This is a genomic window from Pedococcus soli (assembly GCF_054782575.1).
In genome coordinates, this window is the sequence record NZ_BAAGSF010000001.1 from 123,516 (window position 1) to 136,014 (window position 12,499).

The 12,499-nt window shown below is 72.6% G+C and carries 12 protein-coding genes; 3 read left to right on the forward strand and 9 right to left on the reverse strand.

Going from position 1 to position 12,499, the window contains the following annotated elements; all coding sequences use genetic code 11:
* Positions 1-138 precede the first annotated feature (138 nt).
* From ACYVKF_RS00525 to ACYVKF_RS00555, 7 genes are all read right to left on the reverse strand, one after another.
* Positions 139-609, reverse strand: coding sequence for a pilus assembly protein TadG-related protein (locus tag ACYVKF_RS00525; protein WP_460964053.1), 471 nt, complete (start codon positions 607-609; stop codon positions 139-141).
* Positions 606-1,007 (reverse strand): pilus assembly protein, encoded by a 402-nt coding sequence (locus tag ACYVKF_RS00530; protein ID WP_460964055.1) that lies wholly within the window; start codon positions 1,005-1,007, stop codon positions 606-608. Before ACYVKF_RS00530 ends, ACYVKF_RS00525 begins: the two co-directional genes overlap by 4 nt.
* A 62-nt stretch (positions 1,008-1,069) precedes the next feature.
* Positions 1,070-1,474, reverse strand: a complete 405-nt coding sequence (locus tag ACYVKF_RS00535; protein ID WP_460964057.1) for a TadE family protein — start codon at positions 1,472-1,474, stop codon at positions 1,070-1,072.
* A 3-nt stretch (positions 1,475-1,477) separates the two neighbouring features.
* Complete coding sequence (locus tag ACYVKF_RS00540; RefSeq protein WP_460964059.1) at positions 1,478-1,678, reverse strand: hypothetical protein; 201 nt, start codon at positions 1,676-1,678, stop codon at positions 1,478-1,480.
* 22 nt (positions 1,679-1,700) lie between these two features.
* Positions 1,701-2,654: a type II secretion system F family protein gene (locus ACYVKF_RS00545; protein WP_460964061.1), complete on the reverse strand. Its 954-nt coding sequence runs from the start codon at positions 2,652-2,654 to the stop codon at positions 1,701-1,703.
* Positions 2,651-3,559, reverse strand: coding sequence for a type II secretion system F family protein (locus tag ACYVKF_RS00550; RefSeq protein WP_460964063.1), 909 nt, complete (start codon positions 3,557-3,559; stop codon positions 2,651-2,653). The genes ACYVKF_RS00545 and ACYVKF_RS00550 overlap by 4 nt, the downstream gene beginning before the upstream one ends.
* Before the next feature lie 10 nt (positions 3,560-3,569).
* Positions 3,570-4,793 carry a CpaF family protein gene (locus tag ACYVKF_RS00555; protein ID WP_460964065.1) on the reverse strand — a complete coding sequence of 408 codons (1,224 nt, stop codon included), beginning with the start codon at positions 4,791-4,793 and terminating at the stop codon, positions 3,570-3,572.
* A 169-nt stretch (positions 4,794-4,962) separates the two neighbouring features.
* On the opposite strand from ACYVKF_RS00555, the gene ACYVKF_RS00560 reads away from it, so the two are divergent.
* Together ACYVKF_RS00560 and ACYVKF_RS00565 are read left to right on the forward strand one after the other, a co-directional pair.
* Positions 4,963-9,249 carry an FtsK/SpoIIIE domain-containing protein gene (locus ACYVKF_RS00560; protein WP_460964068.1) on the forward strand — a complete coding sequence of 1,429 codons (4,287 nt, stop codon included), beginning with the start codon at positions 4,963-4,965 and terminating at the stop codon, positions 9,247-9,249.
* Positions 9,250-9,258: 9 nt separating this feature from the next.
* Positions 9,259-9,657, forward strand: a complete 399-nt coding sequence (locus tag ACYVKF_RS00565) for a PPOX class F420-dependent oxidoreductase (RefSeq protein ID WP_460964070.1) — start codon at positions 9,259-9,261, stop codon at positions 9,655-9,657.
* 103 nt (positions 9,658-9,760) lie between these two features.
* On the opposite strand, the gene ACYVKF_RS00570 is transcribed toward ACYVKF_RS00565, so the two are convergent.
* Complete coding sequence (locus ACYVKF_RS00570; protein WP_460964072.1) at positions 9,761-10,237, reverse strand: hypothetical protein; 477 nt, start codon at positions 10,235-10,237, stop codon at positions 9,761-9,763.
* Between the two features lie 427 nt (positions 10,238-10,664).
* On the opposite strand from ACYVKF_RS00570, the gene ACYVKF_RS00575 reads away from it, so the two are divergent.
* Positions 10,665-10,913, forward strand: a complete 249-nt coding sequence (locus ACYVKF_RS00575; protein ID WP_056916954.1) for a WhiB family transcriptional regulator — start codon at positions 10,665-10,667, stop codon at positions 10,911-10,913.
* 90 nt (positions 10,914-11,003) lie between these two features.
* Here ACYVKF_RS00575 and ACYVKF_RS00580 read toward each other — a convergent pair whose 3' ends face one another.
* Positions 11,004-12,497: a sensor histidine kinase gene (locus ACYVKF_RS00580; protein WP_056916953.1), complete on the reverse strand. Its 1,494-nt coding sequence runs from the start codon at positions 12,495-12,497 to the stop codon at positions 11,004-11,006.
* Positions 12,498-12,499 lie beyond the last annotated feature (2 nt).

Here is a 12,499-nt window from a genome sequence, read left to right on the forward strand (position 1 = left end):
TGAGGCAATCTTCGAGCAGGCCGCCGCCGACCTCGACACCGCCCAGTCCCGGTCCACCCTTTCGACGCCGCTACGTCACTGATCGCGCTCCGCGATCAGTGACGTAGCGGCGTCTCACCCCTGCCCTCCCCTCCCGCCCTACCGGACGACCGACCGGGCCCGGGACTCGACGGTGATGGTCACCGAACCCCCCAAAGCGTCGAGCAACCCGCCCACCAGGGGCAGGTCCGCCTCCCCCGTCAGCCGGACCACTGCCGTCCGACCGTCCGGGCTGCCGGTGCCCCTCGTCACCCCCCAGGAGCTCATCCCGACCGGGCGCGGCCGCGCCGCGAGGTACTGCTCCGCCGTGGCAGCCACCGTGGCGTCGCTGACGGGAACCGCCGTGCCGATGCCGTCCTGGTAGGCGCCGAGGTCGAGGGAGTCCGCGGCGTCGAGGGCGGCCCCGTCGGCGGCATCGAGCAGGCGTATCCGGGACAGCTGGGCCGAGGTGACGGCGATCGTGCCGACGACGAGCAGAATCGCCACGACGGTGTAGCCGAGGATGAGGATGCTGACCTGACCCTGTTCGCCACGGCGGGCGAGGGCGCGACGGATGTCGACGCTGCTCACGGACGGGTCCGGAAGCGGTCGACCACCGCGACATGGCTGGCCGAGACCGGGACCTCGAGGGGGACGACGTCGCGTGCGAACGCCGGGACGAACGGCAACGGCACCGTCACCGTCGCGACCACCTCGATCCGTCCATCGGGCCGCAGGCACGGATCGCCGTCACAGTCCATCGACAACGCTCCCTCCCCCTCGTCGAAACCTTGGTCCTCGAAGGCGATTCGCGCCGCAGCCAGGGCGCGCGGCTCGGCAGCCTCCTGCGAGGTCGCTGTGACGTAGCCGCGGCCGGCCTCGCGAGCAGCCGTCGACGCTGCGTACGCCCCGGCCTGGAGGCGCGCCATCGTCATGACGAGGTAGATGAGCGGCACCAGCATCAGCACGCCCAGGACGACGAACTCCACCACGGCACTGCCGCGCTCGCCTCGGTGGCGCAGCCTGTCCGCCTCTCGCCTGAGCCGTCGGATCACTGGGACTCCAGGAAGGCGCGGCCCACGACGTCGAGGCTCCGGTCGGGCCCGAGCGGACCGAGGACGGGCAGCGGGGCCTGCACCCGCACCACCACGACCCGGACGCCGCCCACCTCGGTGGTGCTCACGGTGACGTCGCCGGCGAACCGTGGGGACAGCGACGTCCGGATGAGGTCGCGGGTCCGCTGGGCACCCTCCTCCGGCGTGGCGCCCGCGCGCGCCCCGAGCCGCGCGCCCTCCGAGGCGCAGGAGATCAGGGTGTTGCGGATGTGCAGCGCGAGACCCAGCTGGAACACGGCGACGAAGAGCAGCGTCACGAGCGCGGACACCATGGCGAAGTCCGCAACCGCAGCACCTGACTCGCGCGGTCGTCGGACCCCCCGGCGGTCGCTGATCGCCATGCGTCAGGGGCCGGAGACGGTGCCCATGGCCCGGTTGAACAACGCCCGCAGCTGGTCGTCGGCGACGGTCCAGAGCACCGCCACGAGGCCCGCGGTCATCAGCGTGATCATCACCCAGCCCGGCACGTCACCGCGTTCGTCGCGGCGCGCAGCACCCTGGAGCGCGTACTGCGCCCGGGTCAGCGCCTTGGTCAGGATCGTCATGGGTCTACCTTTCGTCGAGCCATCAGATGGAGAACCGCAGGAACGAGAAGCCGGGGTAGATGGCGAAGAGCACGGTGACGGGCAGGACGAGGAAGACGACCGGAACCATCATCGCGATCTCCTTCTTGCCCCCGGCCTCCATCACCGCCCGGCGACCGGTCTCCCGGACGTCCTGGGCCTGGGCCCGCAGCACGTCGGCCAACGGCGTGCCCCGCTCGACGGCGATGATCATGCCGTCGACGAAACGGGCCAGGCTGACGAGTCCGGTGCGGTCGGCCAGACCCTGCAGGGCGGTGGGCAGGTTGGCGCCAGCCCGCGCGTCGGCAAGGCAGCGGCCGAGCTCGTGGGACAGCTCACCGTGCGAGAGGCGGCAGACGCGCTCGAGCGCACCGACGGCGCCCTCACCCGCACCGACCGCCAGCGCGAGGAGCTCGGCGATGGTGGGGAACTCGGCGAGCATCCTCTCCTCGCGGCGGTTCGCCTCACGGCTGAGCCACTGGTCCCGTGCGACGACCCCGACCCCCGCGCCGCACAGGGTCACGATCACGGCCGGTCCGACGGAGCCGCCGTTGCCCAGCCACAGGCTGACCCCCAGGACCAACCCCACGACGAGACCGGCCGCACCCCAGAGCACCTGCTCCGCCCGGAACCGCTCGACGTCGGCCGGTCGCCCCGCCCGCAACAGGCGGCGTCGCACGGAGGCCGAGCCGCCCAGCACCCGCTCGATGCGTCGCGCCAGGTCGGCAACAAGGGGCCGTGCGAGCACCCCGAGGACGCCGGCACCCGAGCCCGGTCGCCCCGCGAGGAGCCGCGACGGTCGGGGCGCGTCGCGCAGGTACGGGAGCAGGCGGTCCTCGAGCGTGGCCCGTCGGCGGCGGGGCAGGCCCGCCCACGCGAGCAGCAGGCCCACGCCGACGCCCAGCCCAACCAGGGCCCCGGGGAACGAGACGTCGACGCCCGCAACGGGATTCGTCATCGCAGCACCCGTTCGTCCTCGGGCAGTCGTCCGATGTGGATCATGATGCGGTAGGCGGCGACCGAGATGGCAGCACCGACGAGCAGCACACCCGTGCCGGTGGGGCTGGCGTAGGCCTGGATCGACTCGGGTCGGGTGCACAGCATCGCCAGGACGATCCACGGCGCAGCGACGGCGAGCCGGGCCGCGTTCACCGTCCACCCCTGGCGGGTCTCGAGCTCGGCGCGGGTCCGGCTGTCCTCACGCAGGAACGTGGACAGCGTCCGCAGCAACCGACCGAGGTCACTGCCGCCGACCTCGCGGGCTATGCGCAACGACTCGACCAGCCGGTCCCCCACCGGGTCGCTCAACCGGACCTTCAGCAGGTCCAGGCTCTCCTGGAACCGGCCGGTCGTGCGGTAGTCCTCGGCGAACGCGCGAAAGGCCGGTCGCAGCTCCTCCGGTCCACGCCGACCCAGCTGGCTCAGCGCCTCGGGCAGCGCCATCCCGGCACGAACCGCAGACGCGATGTTGTCGACGGCGTCCGGCCACAGCTCGCGCAGGCTTGCGCGCCGACGGCGTGCCCGCATCCGCACCAGGGCGATCGGGGCGTACCCGGCCATGGCTGCGAAGCAGAGCGCCACGGGGGCCACCCCGGTGGTCGCGGCCACGAGCAGCACCACGAGGGTGAACGCGATGACGCAGGCGCTGACCAGGCTCCGCGGTCCCACCGAGTCGTAACCGGCCTGCACGAGCTCGTCGCGCAGCCGGTCCGACACGGTCACCCGAGGCGTTGCCACCGCTCGAGGAGCCGGGACCCAGGCCGACCACCAGATGCAGAACAGACCACAGCCCAGCACCAGCCCGAGCAGGGTGCCGGTGGCGCTGCCCCCGACCCCGCTCACCAGCGCGCGCAACCCGTCCACGACGCCGTCCTCAGCCCTGCGCCAGGAGCGCGGCGACATCGAACCCCGCCCGGCGGAACCGCTCCGGGTGCGGCGGGAACCCTTCGGCCCGGCGCAGCACTCCTTCGCGCTGGACGAACAGGTCGGCGACCTCGACGACGTCGGCCTCGACCCGTCCCGGGACCGCCACGATCTCCCGGACCCGTCGCACCCCGTCGTGCTCCAGTGCGGCGTGGATGACGATGTCGATGGATCCGGCGACGGTGGGGACCACGAAGCGGCTGCCGACGTTCTCGCCGGCCAGCAGCGGCAGCGTGCACATCTTCGTGATCGCCTCCCGGGCGCTGTTGGCGTGGATGGTGCACATCCCGGGCAGGCCGCTGTTGAGGGCGATGAGGAGGTCGAGGCTCTCGGCCTGCCGCACCTCGCCCACGATGATGCGTGAGGGCCGCATACGAAGGGCTTCCTTCACCAGGCGTCGCAACGGGATCTCGCCAGTGCCCTCGAGGCTCGGCTGGCGGCACTGCATGGACGCAACGTCCCGCAGGGGGATCTTCAGCTCGAAGACCTCCTCGCACGTGACCACCCGCTCGCGCGCAGGGATCGCGGAGCTGAGGCAGTTCAGCAGGGTCGTCTTGCCTGCCTGCGTTCCGCCGGCGACGAGGATGTTCAACCCGGCGGCGACGGCGGCACCCAGGAAGGTCGCGGCCTGGGGGGTGAGGGTGCCCAGCGCCACGAGGTCGTCGAGGTGCGAGGCCCGGACGACGAACTTGCGGATGTTCACGTTCCAGTACGACCTCGTGATGTCGGGAATGACGACGTGCAGCCGGGAGCCGTCCGGGAGCACCGCGTCGACGAAGGGGCTGGAGAGGTCGACCCGGCGCCCGCTGGTCTTGAGCATGCGTTCGACGAGGTCGCGGACGCCGTCTGCCGTGAGGAACGTCGTCGTCAGCTCGGCCACCCCACCGCGGGCGACGAACACCTTGGACGGCTCGTTGATCCAGATCTCCTCGACCTCGGGATCGTCGAAGTACTGCTGGAGCGGGCCGAACCCGGCGACCGCGTCGATCACGGACTTCACGGCGTCCTCGACGTTCGGCAGGCTGGGCAGTCCACCGTGCAGCGAGCGTTCGTCGTAGTCCGCCACGGCATCACGCACCAGTCGGGTGAGCTCCTTGGTGTCGCGCGCGGGGTCGAGTCCGGAGCGCCGTATCAGCTCGCGCACCTCGGACTCCACGGTCAGGACCGCGTCCATCGTCACCTCCCCCTCGAGCTGCCGTCTGTGCCCGCAGTGGCCCCCGCCACGGACGCGAGCCCGGTGTGTCTGCCGCATAATAGGGCGAACCGCCCACCGCCGTCCCGCTGAATCCACAAGGGTGGATAACCGGCCGCAACGGACACGGCGACGACCTAGCGTCCGGCAGATGCACCTGCGGCTGACCGTCACGCACCGCGCCCCGGGTTCCTCCGCCGGGTTCGCCACGGTGGAGGTGGAGGTCGACGCAGTCACCGGCTCCACCGCGGCCGATCTCGTCGATGCCCTGGTCGACCACCTCGCACCTCTGGCCGCCACGACGGCCGAGCCACCGTCCCTGGCCGTTGCCGGCCGGGTGGTGGCGCCCGGGGCCGTCGTGGGACAGCCGCCGTTGCTCGACGGAGCCGAAGTCACTCTGCAACCTCCACATCTGTTGCAGGACAATGGCTCTCGCCGGCCTTCCCGATCCACGGTCGTCCTCGCCATCACGCACGGCCCCGAGTGCGGGCGCACCCTCGACCTGCAGCCGGGACGCCACACCCTCGGCCGGTCCACCGAGGCCACCATCGAGATCGCTGACCCCAGCCTCTCGAGGCTGCACACCGAGATCCGTGTCGACGCGTCCGGCGTCACCCTGCGGGACCTGGGGTCGACCAACGGTTCCCGGGTCGACGGCACGCTCGTCGGCGACCAGCCTGTCCCCATCACCACGGGGAGCGTCATACACCTCGGAGACACCGTGGTGGCCCTGCGCCACACCGGCGCGGTCCCCGCCTCCACCAGGGCGACCGGCGAGGGCACCGTGGCCGTCAACCGTCGCCCCCGCGTCGTCACCGCTGCGCCGACACCGACGATCGCCCTGCCGACCCCGCCCCCACCCCCGCGGCGCGCCCGCGTGCCATGGGTCGCCGTCCTCCTGCCGGTACCCGTCGCCGGCGTCCTCGCCGTCGTGGTGGGCCCGACCATGCTCGCCTTCGCCCTGATGGGTCCGGTGCTCATGGTCGGCACCGCGGTGAGCGACCGCTGGGGCGCCCGCCGCACGTATGCCGGTGAGCGGGCGGCGCACGACGCTGCGCTCCGTGTCGTGCGCGAGCGGATCGAGGCCACCTGCCGCACAGAGGCAAGCACGCTCCACCGCACCTTCCCCGACCCCGCCACGATCCTGGGGATCGCCTCCGGACCCACGGAGCGGATCTGGGAGCGGCGTCGCGGCGACGACGACGCGTGGACCGTCGCGGTCGGCCGGTGTGGTCGCGATGCCTCGCTGCGCCTCACGTCCGGTGGCGAACCGGCCGGGGACCTGGTGCAGCCGCAGCTCCGGGACGTCCCGTGCGTCGTCTCCCTCGTCGACGTCGGCGTTCTCGGGCTCTGCGGCCAGCGAGCGGCCGTCCTCGCCAGTGCACGGTCGCTGGTGGGCCAGCTGGTGACGATGCACTCGCCCTCCGACCTGGAGGTCGTCATCCTTGCCGACACCCCGGAACGGGCGACCTGGGAGTGGGTGACCCGGATCCCGCACTGCCACAACAGCTCCCGACGAGGGGGGTCGCCTGACAACACCGACACCACCCTCGCCGACCTGGCAGCCACCGTCCGTCTACGCTGTGCCGACCGCCGGGCCGACCGCCTGGCCGGTCGGTGGGACGGCCCCACCACCGTCGTCGTGGTCGACGCGATGGTCGGGGCCCGGGAGCTGACCGACCTCGCGACCGTTCTCGCCGACGGACCACGGGCCGGCGTCCTCACCCTGGCCCTGGGCTCGGACCTCCGTGAGCTGCCGAACGAGGCCGGTGCCGTCCTCGAGCTCTCCGGCAACGGCGCACCCACGCTCTCGCTCACCGACCACCGGCACCACGACCTCGTCGTGGACGGCGTCGGGCCCGGGTGGTCGCACCGGCTCGCCCGGTCGTTGGCTCCCCTGCGTGACGCCACACCGACGGACGGGCGGGCTGCCCTGCCCACGAACGTCGGCCTGCTGGCCCGTGATCGACCGGCGGGCCAGGACAGCGCCGACCTGGCACGGCGTTGGCACGACCGCCCGCACCGCACGAGGGTGCCGATCGGGGCGAGCAGCTCCGGGGTCTTCTCGATCGACCTCGCCGCCGACGGACCCCACGTCCTGGTCGGGGGCACCACGGGGGCGGGCAAGTCGGAGCTGCTGAGGACGCTGGTCGCGAGCCTCGCCCTGCACAACGCGCCCCACCACCTGTCCTTCGTCCTCGTCGACTACAAGGGCGGGGCGGCCTTCCGGGAGTGCGCGGACCTGCCCCACGTGTCCGGCGTCGTCACGGACCTCGATGACCAGCTGGCCGCCCGCGCCCTGACGTCGCTCACTGCCGAGGTGACGCGCCGCGAACGCATCCTGCGAGCTGCCGGTGTTGCCGATCTCGTTGCGTACCAAGCGAGTCCAGCAGGAGCTGCGTTGCCGTTGGCCCGGCTCGTCGTGGTGGTCGACGAGTTCCGAGCCCTCGCCGACGAGCTCCCCGCCTTCGTCGACGGCCTGGTCCACCTTGCAGCCCTCGGCCGGTCCCTGGGCATCCACCTCGTCCTCGCCACCCAACGCCCCGCGGGTGTGGTCACCGCCGACATCAAGGCCAACGTCAACCTCCGCATCGCTCTGCGCATGCGCGACCGTCTCGACTCCGAGGACGTCGTCGACAGCCCTGCGGCTGCTGCCCTGCCCCCTTCGACGCCGGGCCGCGCCTACGCCCGCGTCGGCGGTTCGGGCCTGGTCGAGTTCCAGTCCGCGCACGTGGGCGCCCTGGTTCCACAGCCACGGGCGACACCGGTCCGCGTCCGGGCGTGGAGCGCCGACCCTCGGGCACAGCCGCTCATGGGTCCCGCGACGCGCACCGAGCTCGACGTCATCGTCGACACCGTGCGGCAGGCCACGGCTGCGGGCGGGTTCGTCGCGGCCAGCCCTGCCTGGCTGCCGCCCCTCCCCGTCGAGCTTCCCCACGCAGCCCTCGACTCCACCGACGACCCGTTCACCGCACACCTCGGGCTGGTGGACGTGCCGGAACGCCAGTCGCGCGAGATGTTGGCGTTCGACCTGCGCGCCCGCGGTCACTGGGCCGTCGTCGGCGGACCGGGCAGTGGCCGGACCACCGCCCTGCTCACCCATGCCGTGGCCTGCTGCAACCAACGCGACGCCGCGTCGCTGCACGTCTACGCCCTCGGTGGCGGCTTGGCCGCCCTGTCGGCCCTGCCCCAGGTGGGTGCCGTCGTCGACTGGACCGACCCCAGGCGGGTCGAACGACTGGTCTCGCGACTCGCCACCGAGGTCGCCGAACGCCGTGCCGCCCTGGCCCGCGGCGAGGGGACCGCCCTGCCGCCGATGCTCCTGCTCGTCGACGACTGGGACCTCGTCGCCGGCCGGACCGACGACCTCGCCCTCAGCACCCTCACCGACCAGCTGCTCGCTCTCCTGCAGGACGGGCAGGGAGTCGGCCTCACCGCGGTCGTCGCAGGCGGCCGCTCCCTCCTCCTGGGCCGGGTGGCCGGCACCGTCACCCGACGCGTCGTGCTGCGCCTGGCCGATCCCACGGACGCGGTCCTGCTCGGTATGCCGCCGCGTCGGGTCGCTGCCCTCACCTGCCCCGGGCGGGGACTCACCATGGAGGGGAACGAGGTCCAGCTCGCCCTGCCGCCGGAGCCGCGCAACGAGGAAGGCCCGCCGACGACCAGTCCGCCGACGGCCGACCTGCCGGGGCGGTCGCCCCTTCGGGTGGACGAGCTGCCCCTGGTTGTGCATGAGGAGGAGCTCCGGCCGCACCCGGACCGGCCGCCGTACCCGGCCGGCATCGTGCCCGTCGGGATCGGGGGCGACGAGTCGACCGTGCTGGGGCTCGACCCGCAGCAGGACGGCCGACGCTGGCTGGTCACGGGCCCTGCCGGCTCCGGTGTGTCCAGCGCGCTGCTCCTCCTCGCTCGCCGGCACCTCGCAGCCGGCCGACCCGTCGCGGTCGTCGCACCGCGGGGTGGCCCGCTGGAGGTGCTGCGCGCCGAGCCGGCCGTCCTCAGCTGGTCCGACGGCACCGACGGCGGCGGCCTCGTCGCGGCCCGTCGGCGGGCTCCCTCGCTGGTGGTGCTGGCCGACGACGTCGACGCGCTGCTGGACCAGCCCGTCGAGGCGGTCCTGCGCGAGGTCTCCCACCTGGCCGACCGTGACCAGGGGCTCCTGGTCGTGGGCGCCGCCGCGAGCACCCTGTCCTCCATGTACCGCGGCGCGGCGCTCGAGGTCGCACGCCACCGCACGGGCCTCCTCCTCGGCCCCGCATCCTCGGCGGAGGCGGACCTCTTCGGGTTGCGGGTCCCCGTGGACCGCCGGGCCCGACCTGGGCGAGGTCACCTGGTGCGGCGGGGATCTGCCACCCCTGTGCAGGTCGCCCGGCCTGGCACCGGGGTCGTCGACGGCCCGGCGGCTGCCCCGCTCGCTGGCCCTGGTGCACCGGGGTAGCGTCGCGACATGACCACTGCCCCCACCCTCGACGCCCTCGGCGACGAGAAGTTCGTGTCCCTGACGACGTTCCGCAAGACCGGCGTCGGCGTCTCGACCCCGGTGTGGATCGGGAGGGAGGGCGACGCCCTCGTCGTGACCACCCCCAGCGGGAGCGGCAAGGTCAAGCGGCTGCGCAACAACACCCGTGTCGAGCTCCAGCCGTGCTCCCGGCGAGGCACCGTCGAGGACGGGGCACCCACGGTCGCCGCCGTGGCCGAGATCGTCCAGGGACCCGAGGCGATGCGGAGGCTCGACACGGTGCTCAGGCCCAAGTACGGGATCGAGTACCGCATCGTCATGACGATCGAGAAGATCATGCGCCGCGGCCACACCGACCGCACCATGCTGCGCATCACGTCGGCCTGAGCCCGCCGCCCCGGAGTTCTCCTCCACCGGGGGCTGGGGATGAGGCGTCGGACGCTACGTCACTGATCGCGTGGCGCGATCAGTGACGTAGCGTCCGACCCCCTCAGCCAGGGGTGGGTGGTCGGGCGCCGGCAGCGTCGGAACCGTCCGAGGCCTCCGACGTGTCCGCGCGGACCGCCGCGACGATGCCGACGACGGCCACCACCGCCAGGAGCAGGGCGACGACCCACCGGCCCGCCTGGAAAAGGCTCCACGCCACCGGCAGGAGCAACAGGTTCCAGACGACGGTCGGGGTGTTGGGCCAGTTGTCGCCGCGCCACCACCCTCGGGCGAGGGCGCCGATGCCGACGGCGAAGACAAGGATCAGCAACGCCGACATGACCACGAGGACCGCGTCCTTGCCGGCCCCCTGCGCCAGCTCCCAGAGGTAGAAGGCGACGAACCCCAGCAACGACAGGGCCTGGGCGCCGGACAGGGCGGCCGCCAGGTCGCGGTAGACGTCCCGGGCGCGCGGCGAGCGGTCACCGTGCGGGGTCGGCTGGGCGGCGGAAGGGCTGGTCGGGCCGGGCTGGTCGCTCACCCCCACAGGGTATTCGCGGTCGGCGTCGTCTCACGGGTCGGACACTTCGAAACGGTGCCCCGCGGGTTTCCGAGCACGGTCGGGCACGGCGTCATACCCACGCAACGGAGGCAATGTGACCAAAACCTCACCGTTACACGTCGGTTACTTCCGCTCAGGGGTGCCCAAACGCGACGCGATCTGTGACGCTGGAACAGAAACGTGAGACGGCCCGTTGGCAGAACTGTGCCCAGCCCCCCAAAATGGCTAGTCGCACCTCTTTCACCCCCCCGCGGTTCGAGGGTCGGCTAGGCTCGCCGGTCGTCCCTGTTCCCCCGGGAGCATGACCCTGCACACCCCGCAATGACGCGCCGTGCCCATCTGGCCCGTCATCCCTGGGTCCATGGACCGGCGCACTTCCCCCTGCACAACAAGGAGCACGATCTTCATGGATTGGCGCGACCGCGCTGCCTGCCTCGACGAGGACCCTGAGCTGTTCTTCCCGATCGGGAACACCGGCCCAGCGATCCTCCAGATCGAGGAAGCCAAAGTTGTCTGCCGACGCTGCGAGGTCGTCGACACCTGCCTCAAGTGGGCCATCGAGTCCGGCCAGGACGCCGGCGTCTGGGGCGGAATGTCCGAGGACGAGCGTCGCGCGCTCAAGCGTCGTAACGCTCGCGCTCGCCGCGCCGGCTGACGCAGCCCCCCTGCCCCACCCTCTCCGAGTGCCTCAGGTCGCGGATCCCGCGAGCTGGGGCACTCCTTCTGCTGCCTGCGAGCCGTCTGCCTAGGAGCCGTCGCGCCCCAGGGGCCGCAGCCGCGCCACGAACCTGGCCCGCGTCCCGCGCGGCTCGGCCGGCTCCCACACGATCCGCCCGCGCAGGTCCTGCACGAGCGACTCGACGATCTGCGTCCCGAGGCCGGACGCCCCCGGCCTGAACCCCTGCGGCAGCCCCACCCCGTCGTCGGTGATCGTCACCGACAGGACCTCGTCACCCCGGTCGTCGGTGGACCGCTGCGCCTCGACGCACACGGTGCCGTCGGTGACGTCGGCGAGCCCGTGCTCGACGGCGTTCTGCACGAGCTCGGACAGGATCATCGCCATCGCGGTGGCGTCCTCGGCCCGCAGCATCCCGAACGAGCCCACGACCTTCGTCGTGATGGGGTGCTCGACCTTGGCCACCTCGGTGATCGCCTGCAGGCCGCGGACGGCGATGTCGTCGAACTCCACCGTCTCGTCGAAGCCCTGGCTCAAGGTCTCGTGCACGAGCGCGATGACCCCGACCCGGCGGACCGCCTCCTCGAGCGCCACGCGCCCCGCCTCCCCCTCGGGGAGCCGCCGCGCCTGCAGGCGCAGCAGGGCCGCCACCGTCTGCAGGTTGTTCTTCACCCGGTGGTGGATCTCGCGGATCGTCGCGTCCTTGGTGATGAGCTCGCGCTCACGGCGGCGCAGCTCGGAGACGTCACGCAGCAGGAGCAGGGCACCGACCCGCTGCCCACCCTCGGTCAGCGGTATGGCGCGCATCGAGACGCTCGAGCCGCGCGAGCTCACCTCGGTGCGCCACGGGGCACGACCGGTGACGACGACGGCCAGCGACTCGTCGACCGGCGACTCGTCGCGCAGCAGGTCGGCGACGACCTTGGCGAGCAGCTCGCCGATGACGTCGCCGACGTGGCCGAGGCGGTGGATGGCGGAGAGGGCGTTGGGGCTGGCGTACGACACGATGCCGTTGACGTCGAGGCGGATCACGCCGTCACCGACGCGCGGGGCGCCGCGCCGCTGGCCGGTGGGGGCCGACACGTTGGGGAACTCCCCCGCAGCGATCATCCGGGCCAGGGCGTCGGCCAGGGCCTGGTAGGTCAGCTCGAGGCGGCTCGGCGTGCGCATCGCGGCGAGGTTGGTGTGGCGGGTGATGACCGCCAGCGCCCGGCCGTTCTTGACGACGGGGATGGCCTCCTCCCGCACCGGCATGTCGTCACGGAAGATCGGGTCCCGCTCGCGGACGATGCGGCGATCGGCGTACGCCTGGTCCAGCAGCGACTGCCGACCCCGGTGCGTGCGCCGCCCGACGACGTCCTCGAAGAACACCATCTGTCCGGTCGTCGGGCGCACGTGCGCCACGGCCAGCCAGCCCTCGAGCCCTCCGGGGACCCACAGCACGAGGTCGGCGAAGGACAGGTCCGAGATGAGCTGCCAGTCCCCGACGAGCAGCTGCAGCCACTCGACCTCACCGGGGGCAAGGTCGGTCGACGCGTGGAGCACCTCGTTCAGCGTGGGCACCC

Bases quoted from the DNA above. Each gene is read 5' to 3' on its own strand.
- ACYVKF_RS00535 (WP_460964057.1), bottom strand. From the start codon at position 1,474: ATGGCGATCAGCGACCGCCGGGGGGTCCGACGACCGCGCGAGTCAGGT.
- ACYVKF_RS00540 (WP_460964059.1), bottom strand. From the start codon at position 1,678: ATGACGATCCTGACCAAGGCGCTGACCCGGGCGCAGTACGCGCTCCAG.
- ACYVKF_RS00545 (WP_460964061.1), bottom strand. From the start codon at position 2,654: ATGACGAATCCCGTTGCGGGCGTCGACGTCTCGTTCCCCGGGGCCCTG.
- ACYVKF_RS00555 (WP_460964065.1), bottom strand. From the start codon at position 4,793: ATGGACGCGGTCCTGACCGTGGAGTCCGAGGTGCGCGAGCTGATACGG.
- ACYVKF_RS00560 (WP_460964068.1), top strand. From the start codon at position 4,963: ATGCACCTGCGGCTGACCGTCACGCACCGCGCCCCGGGTTCCTCCGCC.
- ACYVKF_RS00565 (WP_460964070.1), top strand. From the start codon at position 9,259: ATGACCACTGCCCCCACCCTCGACGCCCTCGGCGACGAGAAGTTCGTG.
- ACYVKF_RS00575 (WP_056916954.1), top strand. From the start codon at position 10,665: ATGGATTGGCGCGACCGCGCTGCCTGCCTCGACGAGGACCCTGAGCTG.